Annotated in this window: 21 protein-coding genes and 1 pseudogene; 7 read left to right on the top strand and 15 right to left on the bottom strand. The window is 65.6% G+C overall.

Features of this window, described 5'->3' with window-relative positions:
* Positions 1 to 409: 409 nt before the first annotated feature.
* On the top strand, positions 410 to 1690 hold the full coding sequence (locus K3M67_RS00745; RefSeq protein WP_066864134.1) for an N-acetylmuramoyl-L-alanine amidase: 1281 nt from the start codon (positions 410 to 412) through the stop codon (positions 1688 to 1690).
* Between the two features lie 50 nt (positions 1691 to 1740).
* The gene (locus tag K3M67_RS00740) at positions 1741 to 4284 is read left to right on the top strand and encodes a penicillin-binding protein 1A (RefSeq protein ID WP_285832010.1); all 2544 of its coding nucleotides are present in this window, start codon (positions 1741 to 1743) and stop codon (positions 4282 to 4284) included.
* A 60-nt stretch (positions 4285 to 4344) separates the two neighbouring features.
* On the opposite strand, the gene K3M67_RS00735 is transcribed toward K3M67_RS00740, so the two are convergent.
* From K3M67_RS00735 to K3M67_RS00700, 8 genes are all read right to left on the bottom strand, one after another.
* Positions 4345 to 5118 (bottom strand): hypothetical protein, encoded by a 774-nt coding sequence (locus K3M67_RS00735; protein ID WP_502958886.1) that lies wholly within the window; start codon positions 5116 to 5118, stop codon positions 4345 to 4347.
* Positions 5119 to 5223: 105 nt separating this feature from the next.
* On the bottom strand, positions 5224 to 5916 hold the full coding sequence (locus K3M67_RS00730) for an ATP12 family chaperone protein (RefSeq protein WP_285832009.1): 693 nt from the start codon (positions 5914 to 5916) through the stop codon (positions 5224 to 5226).
* Positions 5913 to 6170: a hypothetical protein gene (locus K3M67_RS00725; RefSeq protein ID WP_285832008.1), complete on the bottom strand. Its 258-nt coding sequence runs from the start codon at positions 6168 to 6170 to the stop codon at positions 5913 to 5915. The genes K3M67_RS00730 and K3M67_RS00725 overlap by 4 nt, the downstream gene beginning before the upstream one ends.
* Entirely contained in the window at positions 6167 to 6826 is a 660-nt protein-coding gene (locus tag K3M67_RS00720; protein WP_285832007.1) for an HAD-IA family hydrolase, read from the bottom strand. Before K3M67_RS00720 ends, K3M67_RS00725 begins: the two co-directional genes overlap by 4 nt.
* A 23-nt stretch (positions 6827 to 6849) precedes the next feature.
* The gene (locus K3M67_RS00715) at positions 6850 to 7452 is read right to left on the bottom strand and encodes an FMN-binding negative transcriptional regulator (RefSeq protein WP_285832006.1); all 603 of its coding nucleotides are present in this window, start codon (positions 7450 to 7452) and stop codon (positions 6850 to 6852) included.
* Positions 7449 to 8837, bottom strand: coding sequence for an RluA family pseudouridine synthase (locus K3M67_RS00710; RefSeq protein ID WP_066864152.1), 1389 nt, complete (start codon positions 8835 to 8837; stop codon positions 7449 to 7451). The genes K3M67_RS00715 and K3M67_RS00710 overlap by 4 nt, the downstream gene beginning before the upstream one ends.
* Positions 8834 to 9220: a fluoride efflux transporter CrcB gene (gene crcB, locus K3M67_RS00705; protein WP_066864155.1), complete on the bottom strand. Its 387-nt coding sequence runs from the start codon at positions 9218 to 9220 to the stop codon at positions 8834 to 8836. Before crcB ends, K3M67_RS00710 begins: the two co-directional genes overlap by 4 nt.
* A 75-nt stretch (positions 9221 to 9295) precedes the next feature.
* A complete protein-coding gene (locus K3M67_RS00700; protein ID WP_285832005.1) occupies positions 9296 to 11401 on the bottom strand; it encodes a RelA/SpoT family protein in 2106 nt (701 codons plus the stop codon).
* Positions 11402 to 11512: 111 nt separating this feature from the next.
* Here K3M67_RS00700 and K3M67_RS00695 point away from each other — a divergent pair, with 111 nt between their 5' ends.
* From K3M67_RS00695 to K3M67_RS00680, 4 genes are read left to right on the top strand one after another with little or no spacing between them, the layout of a single operon-like run.
* Positions 11513 to 11995, top strand: coding sequence for a winged helix-turn-helix transcriptional regulator (locus K3M67_RS00695; protein ID WP_066864161.1), 483 nt, complete (start codon positions 11513 to 11515; stop codon positions 11993 to 11995).
* Positions 11996 to 12037: 42 nt separating this feature from the next.
* Positions 12038 to 13144 (top strand): sensor histidine kinase, encoded by a 1107-nt coding sequence (locus tag K3M67_RS00690; protein WP_066864164.1) that lies wholly within the window; start codon positions 12038 to 12040, stop codon positions 13142 to 13144.
* Entirely contained in the window at positions 13141 to 13941 is an 801-nt protein-coding gene (locus tag K3M67_RS00685) for a LytR/AlgR family response regulator transcription factor (protein ID WP_066864166.1), read from the top strand. Before K3M67_RS00690 ends, K3M67_RS00685 begins: the two co-directional genes overlap by 4 nt.
* A 25-nt stretch (positions 13942 to 13966) precedes the next feature.
* Complete coding sequence (locus tag K3M67_RS00680) at positions 13967 to 14623, top strand: glutathione S-transferase family protein (RefSeq protein ID WP_285832004.1); 657 nt, start codon at positions 13967 to 13969, stop codon at positions 14621 to 14623.
* Positions 14624 to 14722: 99 nt separating this feature from the next.
* Here K3M67_RS00680 and K3M67_RS00675 read toward each other — a convergent pair whose 3' ends face one another.
* Positions 14723 to 15997 carry a dipeptidase gene (locus K3M67_RS00675; protein ID WP_285832003.1) on the bottom strand — a complete coding sequence of 425 codons (1275 nt, stop codon included), beginning with the start codon at positions 15995 to 15997 and terminating at the stop codon, positions 14723 to 14725.
* Between the two features lie 32 nt (positions 15998 to 16029).
* A complete protein-coding gene (locus K3M67_RS00670) occupies positions 16030 to 16377 on the bottom strand; it encodes a hypothetical protein (RefSeq protein WP_066864175.1) in 348 nt (115 codons plus the stop codon).
* A gap of 86 nt (positions 16378 to 16463) precedes the next feature.
* Between K3M67_RS00670 and aat the strand changes: the two genes are divergently transcribed.
* Positions 16464 to 17216, top strand: a complete 753-nt coding sequence (aat, locus tag K3M67_RS00665) for a leucyl/phenylalanyl-tRNA--protein transferase (RefSeq protein WP_066864178.1) — start codon at positions 16464 to 16466, stop codon at positions 17214 to 17216.
* A gap of 35 nt (positions 17217 to 17251) precedes the next feature.
* Here the strand turns inward: aat and K3M67_RS00660 are convergent.
* From K3M67_RS00660 to K3M67_RS00640, 5 genes and pseudogenes are all read right to left on the bottom strand, one after another.
* Positions 17252 to 17422 (bottom strand): annotated as a pseudogene (locus K3M67_RS00660) (DUF2155 domain-containing protein); the annotation flags it as partial.
* A 245-nt stretch (positions 17423 to 17667) separates the two neighbouring features.
* Entirely contained in the window at positions 17668 to 18066 is a 399-nt protein-coding gene (locus K3M67_RS00655) for an NADH:ubiquinone oxidoreductase subunit NDUFA12 (RefSeq protein ID WP_066864184.1), read from the bottom strand.
* Positions 18067 to 18116: 50 nt separating this feature from the next.
* Positions 18117 to 18647, bottom strand: a complete 531-nt coding sequence (locus K3M67_RS00650; protein ID WP_066865231.1) for a DUF192 domain-containing protein — start codon at positions 18645 to 18647, stop codon at positions 18117 to 18119.
* 75 nt (positions 18648 to 18722) lie between these two features.
* Positions 18723 to 19454: a metallophosphoesterase family protein gene (locus K3M67_RS00645; RefSeq protein ID WP_285832002.1), complete on the bottom strand. Its 732-nt coding sequence runs from the start codon at positions 19452 to 19454 to the stop codon at positions 18723 to 18725.
* Positions 19438 to 20211, bottom strand: coding sequence for a nucleotidyltransferase family protein (locus K3M67_RS00640; protein ID WP_285832001.1), 774 nt, complete (start codon positions 20209 to 20211; stop codon positions 19438 to 19440). The genes K3M67_RS00645 and K3M67_RS00640 overlap by 17 nt, the downstream gene beginning before the upstream one ends.
* Between the last annotated feature and the right edge of the window lie 51 nt (positions 20212 to 20262).

Here is a 20262-nt window from a genome sequence, read left to right as displayed (position 1 = left end):
CGTCCGGGTTTGAAGGAAAATATGCGCGTCTGCTGCATCGGCAGGGCCGGACAAGGCGCCGGGCCGAACCATCCACGCCGCTGCGCCCGTGACCGGGGCAAGCGTGGAAGGGAATTCATGCCTCATGCAGCGTCAACCTGTTCTGTACCGCCGGCCAGAAAATGCCGGCGCGTCATTATCGTCCCACAGGACCGCTAGCATATGGGCGGTTCTTGCAGGAATGTGAATGGGTAGCAGCCAAAGACCCAGGGAGCAACGGGTGGCCGAAATATTGTGACATGCCACCTGCCCCGGCGGTCTTTTGCCCCAATCATCCTGAAGACGGCGTTAACTCTCTCATTTTACCTAGGCAAAAGGTGCCGATGCTTAATCCGTTGTTCAGCGTGGGGACGCTGGACGGATTAACGTCATGAAATATGGCTGGACGGCCGATCATCGTGCGTTGCACAAGCATCGTATGTTTCTGAGCCTTGCCCTGGCAAGTGGCATATTGTTTGCCGCACCCGGCAGCGCGGGGGGGATTTCCGGCGTCGACGTGCGCGACGACCGCGTCATCGTCCGTTTCGACGACCGGGTCGAGGGCGCATCAGCCTTCCTGCTCGACGCGCCGCGCCGGATCGCGCTCGACATCGATGGCGCGCAGATGGGACGCGCCCGCTTCGCGCCGGGTAACGGCGCCATCGCCGCCGTGCGCCAGGGGCAGCTGAACGACGCGACGGCGCGCGTGGTGCTGGACCTCGCCGCCCCCGCGACTCTGGGCGACGCCCGGATCGCGCCCGACGGCAAGTCGCTTAGTTTCTCGCTCCAGAACGTGTCGGACGGCCGTTTCCGCAACGAGGTCGGAAAGGGCCGCACGCGGTTCGATGCGCCCGCCGACATGGCGGCCCGGCCGCAGAAGCGGCTCCATTCGATCAGCGTACCGATCCCGACCGCGGCGCGCGGGGTCGCGCTGCCCGCAGTGGAAGGCGCCAATGACGGCGCGCGGCCGCTGGTGGTGATCGATGCGGGCCATGGCGGCCATGATCCGGGCGCGATCAACCGGGACAATGGCAAGCGCGAGAAGGATGTGACGCTGGCCATCGCGCAGGCGATCCGCGATCAGCTGGTCAAGGCCGGCCGGGTGCGCGTGGCGCTGACCCGCGACGACGACAAGTTCCTGGTGCTGCAGGAACGCTATGGCATCGCGCGCCGGCTGGGCGCCGACCTCTTCATCTCGATTCATGCCGATGCCGCCGAAAACCCGCAAGCGCGGGGCGCGACCGTCTACACCCTGTCCGAAACGGCATCGGACCGCGAGGCCGCGCGGCTCGCCGCGCGGGAGAACAAGGCGGACATCATCAACGGCGTCAATCTGGGCAGCCAGTCGGGCGACGTATCCTCGATCCTGATCGACCTGACGCAGCGCGAATCGCTCAACATCTCGGCCAGCTTCGCGCGGCTGCTCCAGCGCGAGGCATCGCCGCTAGTGCCGTTCCGCAGCGCCTATCACCGTTTCGCATCGCTCATGGTGCTGAAAGCGCCCGACACGCCGTCGGTGCTGTTCGAGACGGGCTATATCAGCAATGCCGACGATGCCGCCTTCCTGTCGTCGCGCGAGGGCCAAGGCCGGGTCGCCCAGGGCGTCGCCCGCGCGATCGAGGTGCATTTCGCCCGCAAGATGGCTATGCGCGGCGGCACGGCGGGCGGTTGATCGAAACGCCGCTGGCCTTGCGCGCATTTTGACCCTAGAGCCTCTTCCCCATGGAAGAGGCCCGTTCCGAAACCGCCCCGACGTCCTTCGCCTATCGCCTGCGCCGCGACGCCGGCGGCTTTCTGGACCGGCTCCGTCCGCTCTGGGGCCGCCGCCTGTTCCGCTGGGCCGCGATCCTGCTGGGCGGCTTCCTGCTCGCCTGCGCCCTTTTCTGGCTGATCTTCGCGCGCGGCCTGCCCGATGCCGCGACGCTGCTGGAATATGAGCCGCCGCTGCCCACCATGGTGCGCGACATCAACGGCCAACCGGTCCACAGCTATGCCCGCGAGCGCCGCGTCCAGCTGCAATATAGCGACTATCCGCCGCTGCTGATCCGCGCCTATCTGGCCGCGGAGGACAAGACATTCTTCGACCATCATGGCGTCGATTTCCCCGGCTTTGCAGGGGCCGTGGTCGACTATGCGAGCAAGCTGGGATCGGGCCAGCGCGCGCGGGGCGGCTCCACCATCACCCAGCAGGTGGCCAAGAACCTGCTGATCGGCGACGAATATTCGCCCACCCGCAAGGTCAAGGAGATGATCCTGGCCTGGCGCATCGAAGATGTGCTGTCCAAGCAGCAGATACTCGAACTCTACCTCAATCAGATTTTCCTCGGCCGCAACGCCTATGGCGTACAGGCCGCCGCGCGCGCCTATTTCGACAAGGATGTCGCCGACCTGCAACTGCACGAAATGGCCTATCTGGCCATCCTGCCCAAGGGGCCGGCCAATTATCGCCCCGAAAGCGAAACCGGCCATGCGCGCGCGCTGGAACGGCGCAACTGGGCGCTGGGCGAGATGGAGAAGAATGGCTGGATCACCGATGCGCAGCGCGATGCGGCGCAGGCCCAGCCGCTGGGCACCGTCGCGGCGCACGGCTCCAGCTTCGACGCGCGCGCGGGCGGCTATTATATGGAGGAAGTGCGCCGCCGCCTGATCCAGCTGTTCGGCGAGAAGGCGGAAGACAGCCCCAACAGCGTCTATGCCGGCGGCCTGTGGGTGCGCAGCCCCTATGATCCGGTGGCGCAGGAACGGACGCAGGATGCGCTGCGCAACGGCTTGCTGCGCTTCGATGCGGGACGCGGCTGGTCCGGGCCGGTCGGCCATATCAATCCCGACAATGGCTGGCAGCGGGAATTGGCCGCCAGCTATATCAGCGTCGATTATGCCAGCTGGCGTGTCGCCGCCGTCATCGGCCGCTCCGCCAGTGACGCGCGGATCGGCTTTTCCGACGGCACGACCGGCACGCTGCCCGCCGGAATGGCGCAGATGTCCTATCGCCGCACCGGCGGCCCCGCCTTCGACGCGCTCAAGCCCGGCGACCTGATCGTCGTCGCCCGCAATGGCGCGAGCTGGGCGCTGCGCAACATTCCCGAAGTGTCGGGCGGCATGGTAGTCGAGGAAGTCCATTCGGGCCGCATCCGCGCGATGCAGGGCGGCTTCGATTCGCGCCTGTCCTCCTACAACCGCGCGACCCAGGCGCTGCGCCAGCCCGGATCGACCATCAAGCCCTTCGTCTATGCCGCCGCGCTGGACAATGGCATGACCCCGGCCTCCATCATCGTCGATGGCCCCTTGTGCGTCTATCAGGGCGCGGGCCTCGGCCAGAAATGCTTCCGCAACTTCTCGGGCGGCAGCGCGGGGCCGCAGACGATGCGCTGGGGGGTCGAGCAGTCGCGCAACCTGATGACGGTGCGCGCCGCCAGCCAGACCGGCATGGACCGCGTCGTTCGCACGATCAAGGCGATGGGGATCGGCGACTATCAGCCCTATCTCTCCTTCGCGCTGGGCGCTGGCGAGACGACGGTGGAGCGGATGGTGAACGCCTATGCGGCTCTGGCCAACCAGGGGCGGCAATTTCCGTCCAAGGTGATGGACTATGTGCAGGACCGGCGCGGCAAGGTGATCTGGCCGGAGCGCTGGCGTCCATGCGAAGGCTGCAACATGGCGAACTGGGACGGCAAGCCGATGCCCCGCTTCGGCATGGAGGGCAAGCAGGTGATGAACCCGATGACCGCCTATCAGGTGGTCCACATCACCGAGGGTGTGATCCAGCGCGGCACCGCGACGGTGCTGGCCGACCTCAATCGCCCGCTGTTCGGCAAGACGGGGACGACCAACGGCCCGACCAATGTCTGGTTCGTGGGCGGATCGCCCGACCTGGTGGCGGGCGTCTACATCGGCTACGACCAGCCGCGCAGCCTGGGCGGCTGGGCGCAGGGCGGCCGCGTCGCCGCGCCGATCTGGAAGGCGGCGATGGCGCCGATGCTGGAAACCATGCCCAAGACGCCGTTCATCGCGCCCGCCGGCGTCCGCATGGTCGCGATCGACCGGCGATCGGGCAAGCGTGTCTACGGCGTGTGGCCCGGAACCGACCCCAAGCCCGCCGTCATCTGGGAAGCGTTCAAGCCCGAATCCGAACCGCGACGCTCGATCCGCAAGGAAGAGGCCGAGGAACAGGCCAAGGTCGCCGCCGCCCGCGCTGCATCGGCCATCTCACGCGGCCGCCAGCGCACCGACGCCGACTTCCTGGAAGGCCAGGGCGGGATTTACTGATCAGCGCGGCAGGAAAAGGGCCGGAGCGACGCCCCGGCCCGCTGCGACAGGGGCAGCGCCTTATCCTGCCGCCCCGATCATCGCCGCGATCGACGGCTTGTTGGTTGCGTCGATCGAGCCGTCTGCGGTCATCGCCTTGCCCATGCTGATCACCTCGTCGCGCAGCCCCTCTTCCATCGAGGTCTGGCTGGCGCCGATGAGAGCCGAGAGCAGGATATTCTTGTTCACGGCATCGGCGGGCTGTTCCGCGACCGACTTGCGCGCGAGCGCCAGCGCTTCCTGGTAGAAGGGGTCTGCGCCATTGGTGTCGCCTGCACCGAGTTTCCGGTTGCCCAGCTGAATCAGGATGCCCGCCAGGATGTTGCGACTGGCCGCATCGGCCGGCTTCCCCTCCACCAGCTTGCGCCAATGCGGCAGGGATTCAGCATAAAGCGCGATCACCTTGTCCATCTGCCCCAGCGCGCCATAGGCGGCCGCGTCGGCATAGAGCGCATTGGCAAGGAAGTTCACATTGTCGATCTTGGTCGGGTCGGCCTCCACCGCCGTGCGGATGGCGGGGATGGCGGCATCATATTTGGCGACAGCGCCGGCATTGTCGCCGGTCTGTTGCGCGCTCTGTCCGGCGGTGAAGTCGGTCACTGCCTGATTGAAGGCGGCGATCTCGTCCGGGGTCAGTGCCCTGGCGGCGGGGGCCGTTTCGGCCTTGGCCGCTTCCGCCGGCGCAGCTTCCGCAGGGGCGCTCTGGGGAGCCGGGGTTTGCTGCGCCAGAGCAGGCGTCGCAAGCGCCAGCGGCGCCGACAGGGTCATCAGAAAAAACTTGGTGAACTCGGCCAATGTCAGGGCCTCCTTTGCATGATCGCATCGAAAAGGTCGGTCCGGCGCGGATTTCGCGCGGTCGGGCTTTTCAATCAACGAAGGAATAGCCCGGTTCCCGATCTTTCAAATGCGGCTCATCGCGCAAAAGGCTCCGGCCGTGGAAAATGCCGCGCGGCGATGGGCCGCCCGTTCCGCTGCCTCGGCATCCGCGCCCCATTGTTCGGCCTGCCATGTCTCGTCTAGCTCGGCCGCCTGCCAGAGCGCGTCGATGTCGTGCCCCCCTTCCACCGCCGCCAGTCCGCAGACCAGAGAGCCGCTCAACGTCACCAGGGTCGACAGGCCGCAAAGAGTGAAGGGATCGAGCGCCGCGACCGCCGTGCCCAGCCGCGCCAGCATGTCGTCGGGCTGCGGCACCGGGATGATCCCGTGCGTCACGGCGAAGGTCACGTCATAGCGCGTCCGCGCCCAGTCGAGCAGCGGATCCCAGGCCGCAGCCTGCCGCGCGACCAGCGTGGCGGGTCCATCGGCCCGGTAGCAGAGCAGATCGCTCTGCGCGTAGCGGGCCACGCCAGCGGCAAAATTATCCCTGTCGGTCGCGACATGATCGATCGCGGCATTGGCTAGACCGGTGATCGGCATGGACGCGGGATCGACCACCTCGCCCTGCGCGCGCCATTCGGCCGCGACCGCTTCGGCCAGCGCGGCGGTCGGCAGCGCCAGGAGCGCGCGCGCGGGGGTGCGGACCGGCCGCCCGTCGAGCTGGATCGACATCCCCTCGCCCTCGACAACCGTGACATCGGTGTAAAAACGCTTCATTCCGGCGGCCTTGTGCGGAACAGCGCCAGCAGCAGGCGCGGGACGATGATGAACTGGACCAGGCCGGTGACGACCATGATCGCGCCGAACGCCTTGGCCTTGTCCCCCTGCACCCAGGAAAAGCGCTGCATGAGGGCAAGAAAGCCGAACATGACGATGAGGGCGCCCGACAGGCGGAAGAGGCCAATCGCGAAATGGCGCTGGCGGGCGATCTTGTCGGGGTCTGGCCGAGGCGGCGGAGGCATGTCGTTCATGGTGGGCCGATATGGCCGCGCAGTTCCAAACTGTCCATCGCCAGCGCATGGGCACCGGCGACCAGAAGATCATCGGGGGGATGATAGCCCCATCCCACGCCGATCGTCCGCGCGCCGGCGGCCAGCCCCATGTCGATGTCGAAACTGGTGTCGCCGATCATCACCGTAGTCTCCGGCGCCGCGCCCGCTTCGGCCATGGCAGTGTGGAGCATGGAAGGGTGCGGCTTGGACGGGTGCCGGTCAGCGGTCTGGAGCGTGACGAACCGGTCGAGAATGCCATGATGGGTGAGGCAGAGATGGAGGCCGCGGTCTGACTTTCCGGTCGCCACGCCCAGCAGCCATCCGGCCCCGTCCAGTTCCCTTACCAGGTCGGCCATGCCGGGATAGAGCGGTTCCGACACCGCATTTTCGCGGCGCAGGGCATGAAAGGCGCGCTTGTAGCAATCGGCCAGATGATCGTGGAAATCGCTGTCCGCCTCCGGCAGGAGCCGCGCCATCGCGATCGGCAGCGACAGGCCGACGGCCGACAGGATCGCCAGCCGCTCGGGCGGGATGAGCTTCACTTCCTCGAAGGCGCGGACCATCGCCGTGCAGATGCTGTGCTGGCTGTCGACCAGCGTGCCGTCGCAATCGAATACGACCAGTTTGTTGGTCATGGCCTATCGCTCATGCCCATCGTTCATGCCGGCGGCTGCCGCATCAGGGCGGCGATGGCATGGTCGCCCGCCGCCGCCAGCGCATCGGCCACACCGGCCCGCGCGGCGTCCGGCTTGTCCTGCCCCAGCTTGGCGGTGCCGTGCATCGCCGCCACGCGCATTTCGAAGCCGACCAGCCCGGTCAGCGTCCGCTCGAACACGCCCTCGGTCATCTTGTCGCGGGTCCAGGCCGGCTTGGGCGCGAGCCGGCCTTCCTGTTCGGCGCTCAGCGCGTCGACCTGCGCCACGGTCGCATCATGGTCCAGCCGCACCATCGGCCCCCGCAATTCGACCGCCAGATAGTTCCAGGTCGGCACCTTGTCGGGCAGGCCATACCAGTCGGGACTGACATAGGCGTGCGGCCCGGTGACGACGATCAGCGCCTCGCCCTCATCCAGATGCCGCACGATCGGATTGGCGCGGTGGAGATGCAGCCCGATCCGCCGCTCGTCCAGCCAGACGATCGGCAGGTGGACGGCATGGAGCCGATCCGGCCCGGCCGCGCACAGCAGGCCGAACCCGGTCTGCGCCACGAAGGCGCGCATCGCCACCTCGTCCGACCAGCGATAGGGCGCCCCCGGCGTCATCCCTGGCGCGCGCTCCCCCGCGACCGGCGCTCCCCCTTGCGGCCCTTGCGAATCTGCTTGGCGTGCTGGCGGGCGGCCTTCTTCTCATCCTCGCGGGTCGGCGTCCGGTCGATCTCGTCGTCCAGCGGCAAATCGCCCAGGCTGAGGTCGAAGCCGAGATCATGCAGGCTGTTGGCGAAGTGCGTCGGCAATTCGGCCGTCACGTCGACCCGGCCGCCATCGGGATGATCGACCCGGATGCGGCGCGCATGAAGGTGCATCTTTCGGCTGATCGTGCCGGACAGGAAGGCGTCCTTGCCGCCATATTTGCCGTCCCCCACGATCGGATGGCCGATCGCCGCCATATGCACGCGCAGTTGGTGAGTGCGGCCGGTATAGGGCTGCAACTCGACCCAGGCGGCGCGATTGCCGGCGCGTTCGATCACGCGATAGCGCGAACGGGCGGGCAGCCCCTCCTCTTCGTCCACATGCATCTTCTCGCCGCCGGTGCCCGGCTGCTTGGCGATCGGCAGTTCGACCATGCCGTCCTCGATCGAGGGCACGCCCATCACCAGCGCCCAATAGACTTTCCGCGCGGTGCGGCTCGAAAAGGCCTTGGCGAAATGGGCGGCAGCACGACTGCTGCGCGCCAGCAACAGCGCGCCCGACGTGTCCTTGTCCAGCCGGTGAACCAGCTTGGGCCGCGATTCGGCGTCGAACAACAGGCCGTCGAGCAGCTTGTCGACATGCTCGTCGGTCTTGGTGCCGCCCTGCGTGGCGAGGCCCGGCGGCTTGTTGATGACGATCGCCTGCGCGTCGCGGTGGATCACCATCTCCTGCGCATAGGCGATCTCGTCCGGGGTCAGATCGATCACGCGGACGCGCTTGGGCTTTTCGGCGGCCTCTGGCTTCTGCTCGGCGGGAGGGACGCGAATCATCTGCCCTTCGGCGATGCGATCGCCCGGCGCGGCGCGCGCGCCATCGACCCGCAACTGCCCGGTGCGCGACCAGCGCGACACCAGATTGAAGCCGACATCGGGCAAATGCCGCTGGAACCAGCGATCGAGGCGGATACCGTCGTCGTCCGCCTTCACCCGGAACTGGCGCACGTCGAGCGAGACGCCCTTGGCGGGGTTGGGCTTTGCCGCCTTGGGCTGAACGGGCGCAGCCTTTGCGGGGGCGGATTTCGCCGCCGCCGACTTGGCCGCAGCGGGCGCTCTTGGCTTGAAGGCCGGCTTGTCGCCATCGCCCTGGCGCGGGCCGGACGGCTTGCCGCGACCCGGCGCGGCGCCGGGCTTGCGATCCGAAGGGCGTCCGCCCGCAGGCTTGCCTCCCCGCGGCCCGGCGCCGCGCGAGTCATTGCCGGACGAACGGGCACCGCCCTTGCCTGGAGGCCGCCCCTTCATGCCGCGACACTCCTTACAACGGTGAGGCCCAGCGCCAGCGCGGCTACGGACCCGATCACCGACGCGAGCGCATAGCCCAGCGCCAGCGCGACCTGGCCACGCCCGATCATCAGCATCGTTTCCAGGCTGAAGGCGGAAAAGGTGGTGAAGCCGCCGAGCACGCCGACGCCCAGCAGCAGGCGCATCGGCTCACCCGACACGGCACTGCCCCGCGCCAGCCATCCGGCCAGCAGCCCCATGGCGAATCCGCCGATCAGATTGGCGGCGAAGGTACCCCAGGGCCAGGCCGCGCCGGGAGCCATCTGCCCGGCGAAGCGCCCCAGTTGATAGCGCAACGCCGCGCCAACCGCGCCGCCGCCCATCACAAGAAACATATTGGTCATGCAATCCGCCCTATAGCGATTCCGCCAAAGGGGAAAGGCCGTCCCTGGCTTTCCTTGCCGTTCGGGGCGCGCGGGTTACACCCGGTCGGCCTGCACCACCGTATCGAGCGCCCGCAAGGCCGACAGGATGCGGTTCAGATGCTGCGCGTCGGCCACTTCCAGATCGATGATGTCGGTATGGAAAGGCCCTTCGCGGTTCACCAGCTGGAGGTTCAGAATGTTCGCCTTGGTGGCGCCGAACACATTGGTGACGGCGGCGAGGGCGCCCGGCTGGTTCTTGACGATGACGGAGAGGCGCGCGGTGCCGCCTTTGGACTTGCTGTCCCAGCTGAGATCGACCCAGTCGTCGCCCTGCTCCACCTCCAGCGAACGGCAGTCGATGGTGTGGACCTCGATCGGCTCGCCCGTGCGCCGCACGCCCACGATCCGGTCGCCCGGCACCGGGTGGCAGCAATCGCCCAGATTATAGGCGATGCCGGGCGTCAGGCCGCGGATCGAGACAGGTTCATGCTGGCGTGGATGGGCTTCCTCCATCCCTTCGGCCGTGGTGGAGCCGGGGATCAGCGCCTCCATCACCTCCGAATCGAGCACGCGATGCGTGGCGATCGCCACCATCAGCGAGGCGCGATCCTCCAGCTTCAGCCGTTTGAGCGCGGCATTCAGCGCCTTGTCGCCCAGTTCCTTGGCAAGGTCGGGCGAAAAGCGGCCGACAATCTCCTGATAGAGCTTTTCGCCCAGCTTGATTTCCTCGCCGCGCTGCTTCTGCCGGATGTAGCGGCGGATCGCGGCGCGGGCCTTGCCGGTGATGGCGAAGGTGAGCCAGCCGGGCTGCGGCTCCTGCCCTTCCGACTTCAATATCTCGACTTGGTCGCCATTTTCGAGGCTGGTGCGCAACGGCACGACCCGGCCGTTGACCTTGACGCCGACCGTCTGGTTGCCGAGCGAGGTGTGGACCGCATAGGCGAAGTCGACGGGCGTCGACCCCTTGGGCAGCTGGTGCAGTTCGCCCTTGGGGGTGAAGGCGAAGATCCGGTCCTGATACATCGCCATGCGGGTATGTTCGAGCAGTTCGTCCGCATCCTGGCTCTGCTCCAGGATTTCGACCAGGTCGCGCAGCCAGGCGGCATGATGGTCGCCGGCATCGCCCTTCTGCTTGTAGGCCCAGTGCGCCGCCAGCCCCAGTTCGGCGTCATGGTGCATTTCGCGGCTGCGGATCTGCACCTCGATACGGGCATTGTCCTGGTGGATGACGGTGGTGTGCAGCGACTGATAGCCGTTGCGCTTGGGCGTGGAGATGTAATCCTTGAAGCGGCCGGGGACCATCTTGTAGGTCTGGTGGATGATGCCCAGCGCGCGGTAGCAGTCCTCGGTCGTGGCGGTGATGACGCGGAAGGCCATGACGTCGGTCAGCTGCTCGAAGCTGATATGGCGCTCCTGCATCTTCTTCCAGATGGAGAAGGGATGTTTTTCGCGGCCCGACACGCTGACCGACATGCCCTTGCCCGCCAGCAACAATTGCAGTTCCGCGCCGATCCGGTCGACCTTGTCATGGCCGCCTTCCTTCAGCTGCTCCAGCCGCTTGGTGACGCTGTCATAGGCTTCCGGCTCGATCTCGCGGAAGGCGAGCAGCTGCATCTCGCGCATGAAGTCATACATGCCGATCCGCTCCGCGAGCGGGGCGTAGATATCCATCGTCTCCCGCGCGATGCGGCGGCGCTTGTCGGGATTCTTGATGAAATGCAGCGTCCGCATATTGTGCAGCCGGTCGGCCAGCTTGACCAGCAGCACCCGGATGTCGTCCGACATGGCGAGCAGGAACTTGCGGAGATTTTCCGCCGCCCGCTCATTCTCGCTCATCGCCTCGATCTTGCTGAGCTTGGTCACGCCGTCGACCATGCGCGCGACATCCTTGCCGAACGCCTGCTCGATCTCCTCATAGGTGACGAGCGTGTCCTCGATCGTGTCGTGCAGCAACGCCGTCACGATAGTCTGGTCATCCAGGTTGAAGTCCGTCAAAATACCTGCGACTTCAATGGGATGACTGAAATAGGGGTCGCCGCTCGCGCGCTTTTGCGAGCCATGTTTCTGGACCGAGAAGACGTAGGCGCGGTTGATCATCGCCTCGTCCGCTTGCGGATCATAGCGCTTTACACGTTCGACGAGTTCATATTGGCGTAGCATCGTTGCCCGATTGTGTTGGAACCCCCTTGTGGTGCAACAAAAAAATCCCATGTTGCAGCAATTAGGCGGCGATTTTGCAACATTCCCAGCTTTACGCTATGCGTGACCACCATGAAACATAATCTGGCCCAGGATCTGGAACAATGCGCGCTTCCAAGCGCGCTGGAGATGATGGGTGAACGCTGGTCGTTCCTGATCTTGCGCGGCGCCCTGTCAGGCATCCGCCATTTCGAGGAGTTCCAGTCGACCCTCGGCATTGCCCGCAACATCCTTGCCAACCGGCTAGCGCGACTGGTGGAAAACGGCATCATGCTGCGCCAGCCGATGCAGTGCGACCGGCGCAAGGTCGAATATCGGCTGACCGAAAAGGGGCAGGATCTGGCGCCGGCCATGATCGCGCTGCGCCAATGGGGCGAGAAATGGGGCTGCGGCACCCCGGCCTGCCAGGTGCTGGCGGACAAGCGGGACGGCCAGCCGATCCGCCTGATCGGCATCCAGGCGCATGACGGACGCACCCTCGACCTGTCCGATCTGGTCTGGCTGTGCCGGGACGAGGTGACGCCGATGGCGGAAGAACCCGCAGCGGCGGCCTGACGCGGCTTCACCCCGGCGCGGAAAGTCTCTAGGCTGGGGGAGATGTCTGCTCCCCGTATCCAGCCTCAGCCCTTTTTCGCTGACAAGAACCGCGCCTTCTGGAACCTGCAATCGCTGGGATGGGCGGGCGCGTTCCTGCTGCGCGGCTCCTCCACGGTCGCCAATGGGCAGCCATTGTCCAGTCTGGTGCCGGTGATGATTTCGACCGTCACCGGCTATTCGGTGACGCTGCTGATCGCGGTCGTCTTCCGCTTCCTGCTCAAGCAGCGGCCGATCGTCACCTGGGGTGTGTCGATTCTGACCGTGGTGCTGGCGGCGGGCCTGGTCGCATTCATCGACTCCTGGGTCTTTTCCACCCAGAACCGGGGCAGCGAGACGGCGGGCCTGCAACTCTTCCTGGGCGCCTTTTACCTGTCTATGACGCTGGTGGGCGCCTGGTCAGCGCTCTATTATGCGATCAACTTCTACCTGACGGTCGAGGAACAGGCGGACCAGCTGCTGCGGCTGGAAAACCAGGCCGCCAACGCCCAGCTGGCAATGCTGCGCTACCAGCTCAACCCGCATTTCCTGTTCAACACGCTCAACAGCATATCGACGCTGGTCCTGCTCAAGCAGACCGACCGGGCGAATGCGATGCTGTCGCGCCTGTCCTCCTTCCTGCGCTATACCCTGATCAACGAGCCGACGGCCCAGGTGACGATCGAACAGGAGGTGGAGACGCTGAAACTCTATCTGGAGATCGAGAAGATGCGGTTCGAGGATCGACTCCGCCCGGTCTTTTCCATCGATCCGATGGTGGCCCATGCGCGACTGCCGTCGCTGCTGTTGCAACCGCTGGTCGAAAATGCGATCAAATATGCGGTGACCCCCAAGGAAGAAGGGGCCGAGATTTCGGTGGCGGCGCAGCCCGCCGGTGAAAATGTCCGGATCGTCGTATCGGACACCGGACCGGGATTGAACGACGGCGCCATGAAACCGCACATTCCCATGAGCGAAGGAACGGGCGTCGGCCTGCCGAACATCCGGGACCGGTTAATTCAGGCCTTCGGGGAACGACAGAGCTTCGAAACGCGTTCCACGCCAGGCGGATTTTCGGTCATCATCGAAATTCCGCTGAACATGGAAGAAACATCGAAAGTGGCCGCATGACCATCAGAACAATCCTCGTCGATGACGAAAGCCTGGCCATTCAAGGTCTCCAGCTGCGTCTGCAAGCGCATGAGGATGTCGAAATCATTGAAACCTGCACCAATGGCCGCGAAGCCATCCGTGCCATCAAGACGCATAAACCCGACCTTGTGTTCCTCGACATTCAAATGCCCGGTTTCGATGGCTTTTCCGTCGTCCAGGGCATGATGGAGGTGGAGCCGCCGCTGTTCATCTTCGTGACTGCCTATAGCGACCATGCGATCCGCGCGTTCGAGGCGCAGGCCGTGGACTATCTTATGAAACCGGTGGAGGAAGGCCGCCTCGCCGACGCGCTCGACCGGGTGCGGCAGCGCCTGAGCGAAAAGCGCCAGGTGCAGGAAGCCGAGAAGCTGCGCGAGGTGCTGGCCGAAGTCGCTCCGCAGGCGATGAGCGATTTCGCGGCGGACGACGATGCCCCTGCGTCCAATCGGTTCGAAAAGCTCATCAACATCAAGGATCGCGGCCAGATTTTCCGCGTCGACGTGGATTCGATCGAGCGGATCGATGCGGCCGGCGACTATATGTGCATCTATACCGCCGACAATTCGTTGATCCTGCGCGAGACGATGAAGGATCTGGAAAAGCGGCTCGATCCGCGCAATTTCCAGCGGGTCCACCGCTCCACCATCGTCAATCTTAGCCAGGTGCGTCAGGTGAAGCCGCACACCAATGGCGAATGTTTCCTGGTGCTGGAATCGGGCGCCCAGGTAAAGGTCAGCCGATCCTATCGCGACGTGGTGGCACGCTTCGTCCACTGATCGCCTGCAGGGGAGGAGGATGGCGATGCTGCAATTGTTCGGCCACCCCTTCTCCTCCTACTGCCAGAAGGCACTGATCGCCTTTTACGAGAATGATATTCCCTTCACCTTCCGGATGCTCGACCCCGACCACCCGGACAATGGCGCGCGACTGTCCGAACTCTGGCCAATCGGCAAATTCCCGGTGCTGGAGGATGACGGGAACGCGGTGTTCGAAGCGAGCATCATCGTCGAGCATCTTCATATCCATCATCCCGGGCCGGTGCGGCTGATCCCGGATGATCCTGCCGCGGCGCTGGAGGTGCGGCTGCTCGACCGTGTCTTCGACAATCATGTGGCGACGCCGCAGCAGAAGCTGGTGTTGGATGCTTTGCGTCCCGAAGGCCAGAAAGACCCGGCGGGCGTCGCCGATGCGCGGGCTGCGCTGGACCAGGCCTATACCTGGCTCGACGCGCATATGGCGGGGCGGGAATGGGCTGCGGGTGACATGTTCAGCCTGGCCGACTGCGCCGCCGCGCCGCATCTTTTCTACGCCCACTGGTCGCATCCCGTTCCGGAGGCCATGCGCCATGTCCGCGCTTATCTGAGGCGGCTGCTGGAGCGGCTATCCTTCGCCCGCGCGGTGGAGGAAGCACGACCGTGGCGACCCTATTTTCCGTTGGGCGGGATGCCGGAGACCTAGCTGGAGCGGTCAGGCGAAGTTGGACGAGGGAGCTTTGCGATAGCCGGGCTCATTTTCGCGCGCTTGCACCCCCTCAGCCCTTTTTGCCAGCCTGCCCCCTTATTCTTTGGCCACCGCCAGCACCGCATGGCCCTGCGGCTCGCCCTTCATGCTTGCCGCGACCTTTTCCGCCGCCGCCATGACACGCAGCACATTCTCCCCGGCCAGCTTGGCGATGTCGCCGTCGCTCCAGCCGCGGCGCATCAACTCGGCGAACAGGGCGGGATAGGTTTCGACGCCGCTCAGCCCCTGGGGCAGCGCGCCCACCCCGTCGAAGTCGCTGCCGATCCCGACATGGTCGATGCCGGCTTGTCTGACGATATGCTCGACATGATCGGCGACCTGGCCGATGGTCGTCACCGGCTCCGGGTTCGCCCTTTCCCAGTCGGCCAGCGCCCTCGCCGCCGCGTCCGGGTCGCCGATATGCAGGCCGCCGAAAGGCGGGGCGTTGTTGCGGGTGATTTCGGCGCTGCGGTCCGATCCCCAGACGCGGCGCGCTTCGGACACATATTGGGCCGCGAAATTGACCATCACCACGCCGCCATTGACCGCGACCTGCTTGAGCACCCTGTCCGACACGTTGCGCGACGTGTTGCAGAGCGCGCGGGCATTGGAATGGGAGAAAATCACGGGCGCCTTCGTCACGCGCAGCGCGTCGAGCATCGTCGCTTCGCTGACATGGCTGAGGTCGACCAGCATCCCCAGCCGGTTCAGTTCATGCACCACCGCCTCGCCGAAGGGGGTGAGACCATCATGCTGCGGATTGTCGGTCGCGCTGTCGGCCCATGCGATGGTGCGGCTGTGGGTCAGAGTCAGATAGGAAGCGCCCAATTCCCGATAGGCGCGCAGCACCGCCAGGCTGCCGTCGATCTGGCCACCGCCCTCGACCCCGATCAGCGATCCGATCCGCCCTGCCCTGTGCGCGGCGCGCATGTCGGCGGCGGTGCGGGCCAACCGGAAATGCTGCGGATAGCGGGCGACGAGGCTGTGGACCATGCCGATCTGGTCGAGCGTGTCCTTCACCTGCTGCACCTGCGGCAGATCCGCCGACACCCATACCGACCAGAATTGCCCCCCGACGCCGCCGGCGCGCAGGCGGGTGATGTCGGTATGATATTGCTTCGGGTCGAGCCGGGTCAGGTCCATCGTCCAGCGGGCGTCCTTCGCCTTCTCCGCCAGCGCCTCCGGCCAGTCATTATGGCCATCGATCAGCGGCGTGGCCTTCAGCAGCTTGTCGATCCGCGCGGCATAGGGACCGGCGACCGGAGCGTCAGCAGCGTGCACGGAGGGAATGGCGAGGAGGAGCGGCAGCAGCGCCAAGCATATGTTTTTCATGGAAGACGACGCTAGGCACGCGCCAGCCCGTGTCAATCGCCCGCGCGCATTGGCAACACATAGGCGCCATGTCCGTCCGGCGGGATCAGGTCGCTGTCGCGCACCGTCAACTGCAGCGTCTCGAAACCCGGCTCCGGCACGTCCTTCGTTTTCTCGGCCTTCAGCAGGACAATGCCGTCCTTCTCGCTCCAGCGCCCTTCGGCGAACAGGTCGAGCGCGCCGATCACCAGATACCATTGAAATCGGCCATCGGGTCGCAGCAGCAGTTCCGACCCCGTCTCCATCACGCCGCGCAGATAATAATGGCCGCTGCGGTCGGATCGAGCAAGGACGGGAACCGCAAGGCTGGCCAGCAGCAGGAAAATCAGCACAAGGCGCATGGGGCATCATAAGCCGCGCGGGACAGCGCCGAAAGCGGTCGTAAGGGGCTGGTCCTTCCGTCCGGGTCTGCTAATCCTGATGGAGCATGATGATCGACCCGCTGATCCTGTTGCAGGCCTATTCCATCGGCGTCTTCCCCATGTCGGACGATCGCGACGCGCGCGAGGTCTACTGGGTCGAGCCAAAATATCGCGCCATATTGCCACTGGAGGGCTTTCACCTCTCCCACTCGCTGGCCAAAGTGATTCGCCGCGAACGGTTCCGCGTCACCGCGAACCGCGCCTTCGGCGAGATATTGGCGCTTTGCGCGCAGGCCGCGGCGGATCGCCCCTCCACCTGGATCAACCATGAGATAGAGCGCGCATATCGCGATCTCCATGCGCGCGGCTTCGCCCATTCGGTCGAGGTCTGGGAGGGCGAGGAACTGGTTGGCGGGCTCTATGGCGTGGCGCTCGGCCAGGCGTTTTTCGGCGAATCCATGGTGTCGCGCCGCACCGACGCGTCAAAGGTCGCGCTGGCCTGGCTGGTGGCGCGACTGCGCTTTGCCGGCTTCACCCTGCTCGACTGCCAGTTCATGACCGATCATCTGCGCTCCATGGGCGCGATCGAGATCAGCCAGCGCGATTATCTTCAGTTATTGGGCGCGGCGGTCGCGGGCGTACCGCTGGGCGTAGGCGCGGACCCGCTGTCGGCCGGTTCGGGGCTGGCGGCCGAACTGGCGTTCGCCCCGCTCGCAGGAGAGGCGGCGGACACCGGCTCGCCCTTGCCGCCCAGCTTGACCGTGTCAGGGCCGGTTTCCGGCCATTCCATCGCACAGCTCCTGACCCAGACGTCATAGACCGGGTGCTGCACGACATTGCGGTCGGGCCGGTCGCGGAACAGCCAGCCGGAAAAGGCGCGACGCCATTTATTGTCGGCGCTGGATCGCACGTCGAGCTGGACGAAGGCGCCGGTTTCCTGGACATTTTCCCAGGGCGCGCTGGTTTCGCAAGCCTGGAGGCGGACGATCGCATCGCCGACACGCAGTGCTTCGCCCGGCTTCATCGTCAAATCGCGGGTCAGCCCGTTGCGCTTGTTGAGCAGGCCGATGACGGCGCTGCGTTGCGCCATCGGCGTACCGGGCAACACGCCATTGTCGGCCGTGCGGATCGAGCTGCCTTCGACCTTGACCGGCCCCGACTGGTTGGCGGCGGGCAGATCATTGTCGCCACAGGCAGCCAGCACCAGGGCGCAGGACAGCAGGGGAAGGCCATGCAGGATCGGCGGGAACGCCCCCGCCGGACGCCGGGTCATGCCGCGTCGGGGCTCCACGCCTCATAGTCGCCGGTCGCCTTCTGGCGCTGGCCGCCCTTTTCGAGCGCGCCCGACGGGCGATAGGCGTTGGCGGTGCCGGTCGCGTTGGGGGTATATTCCCGTTCCCAGATACGCGGCGGCGGCAGGAAGCTTTCGGGCGCGCCCTCGATCGAATGATGCAGCCAGCCATGCCACTCGGCCGGCACGCGGCTCGCGTCATTGGCGCCGTTGTAGATCACCCAGCGGCGGGTCAGGCCATTGGGGTCGGTGCCGCCTTCATAATAGACATTGCCCTGATGGTCTTCGCCCACCTTGGTGCCCTTGCGGGTCGTGAAGAGCCAGGTGCCGAAGGTGGCGCCATTCCACCAGGTGAAGATGTTAGCCAGGATTCCCATGGGCCATGCGCTTAGCCGCTGCGCCCCGCCTCGGCAAGGTGGATATGGCGCTATCGCGCCGGGGCGGGACAGAAATTGAGGTCGGTCGTGAGCTTTTCCCCCGGCACCGCGCAGCCGCCCCAGGCGACCCGGTCGCCTTCGCCGATGCCCAGTTCCGCCGCGCGCCCGCCGCGCAGTTCGAGCACCGCCGCCACCGGCACGCCGGCGGACACGGGTATGCGCGAATAAGGTTCGGCTTCGGCCTTGAGCAAGGCGATGGTGCCGTCGGTGCGGACGAAGAGCATGTCGAGCGGGATCAGTGTGTCCTTCATCCAGAAGCTGGCCGTGCGCGGCGGCTCCATGGGAAAGAGCATCCCGCCGTCATCCGGCAGCTCTTTGCGGAACATCAGCCCCTTTTCCTGTTCCTGGGGCGTGCGCGCGACCTCCACGGCGAAGCGACGGGCGCCACCAGCGGTGCGGATGACGACCGGGACGAGCGCGTTCCTATTCTCCTGCGCGGATGCGGCGGTATCGGCGGCGCGCGGGGGGCTGGAACAGGCGGCAGGAAGAGCGAGGGCGAGCAAGGCGGCAAAGCGGGTCATCGCGCCGGCCTTAAACCATAACCGGCTCGGCCGGAACAGCGGACGGCGCGCAGGATCAAGAGCGGCCGGGCGCACCTATACCGCGATCAGCGCATAGGGGCGGCCGAACTGTTCCGACACCACAAACTGCGCGCAATTATAGACCGGGACGCCGCGCCGCGTCTTGCCCTCGAAAGCGCCGCGATGGGCATGGCCATGGACAGCGAAGCGTACATTGTCGAACCGGTCGATCGCGTCGGCCAGGCGCGAGGAGCCGAGGAAGGGGAAGATTTCGGGCGGCTCGCCCATCACGGTGTCCGCAATCGGGGCATAATGGAGCACCGCCGCCACCCGGTCGGTGCGCAGGCTGCGCAGCGCATTTTCCAGTTTGCGCGCTTCGTTGATCGATTCCTCGACGAACCCCTTGATCGCCCTTTCACCGAAGGCACCCAGTTCGCCCCGGCCAAAGCCGCCGACAAAGCCCTTCACCCCGGCAAAGCCCACACCCCTTATCTCCACCGCCTGCTCGTCCAGCAGGGTGACGCCCGCGCCATGAAGGATGCGCGCCACTTCCTCCGGCTGGCCGCATTCATGATCATGATTCCCCAGCACCGCGACCGTGGGGATAGTGCAGGCGTGCAGATCTTCGGCCAGTATCTCCGCCTCCCGCGTCTTGCCGAAATTGGTGAGATCGCCGCACAAGGCCAGCACGTCGGCCTTTTCCGAAATCTCGGCGAACATGTCCCGATATTTATGCTCCGACGTGTCGGTCACATGCAGGTCGCCGATCGCGGCTATGGTCAGGCCGCCCTCACTTGTTGCGGTCATGGCTTTCCTCCAGTCCTTTCCCGACGACATCGGCGAAGCCCCATTCGGTGATGTCGACCAGATAGTCGCGCGGGGACAGGAGCCGTCCCCGGCAGACGCGGATGTTGGGCACGGGCAGTTCCGCCCGTGTCTGCAACCGGCCCAGCAATTCCTCGAACAGCCAGAGCGGAATGCAGTGGCGCTCGGTCGGATAGATGAAGCGGAAATTGAGCAGGTGGATCAGCAGCAATTCCCAATGCAGTTCCATCGCGTCGAGCAGTCGCTGCCAGTCCATCGCCTCATGCTGCTTCAGGATCATGTGGGCGACGTCCGCTCCGTCATAGCGGTAGCGATCCTGGATGAAGAGCTTGGAGAGGATGAATTCGGTCGGCGGCGTGATGCGGACGCGGGTGCCGTAAACCTCGGCATAGGAAATGTCGCGAAACCACTCCTCCGTCACCGGCAGGCTCGCCGAGGAGATATTGTAGATGACGTCGAAGAAATTGCCGTCCTTCCAGACCTTGCCGATCCAGCGTTCGTCCTCGAACTCCACGTCATGGCCCAGATGCTTGAAATGGGCGAGGATGCGCGGCGCGTCGCCCGCTTTGCAGAAGACGTCCAGATCCTTGGTCGGCCGCACGATCCCGGTGTGGCATCCCAGCGCATAGGTGCTCGACAGCATGAAGGGTATGCCCGACGCGACCAGCTCCGCCAGGCTTTCGGTGTAGAATTGCCTTGCTTCGGGCGGGGGATCGAAGGCGGCGGGATCACAGGTCATGGGCTGGCTTCCTCAGGGGGAAGAAGGGGAACGGGCGGCCGCCGCTTCCGT

It is taken from the genome of Sphingobium sp. V4, assembly GCF_029590555.1.
Taxonomy (GTDB): domain Bacteria; phylum Pseudomonadota; class Alphaproteobacteria; order Sphingomonadales; family Sphingomonadaceae; genus Sphingobium.
This window is presented reverse-complemented; position numbering and strand designations above follow the sequence as displayed.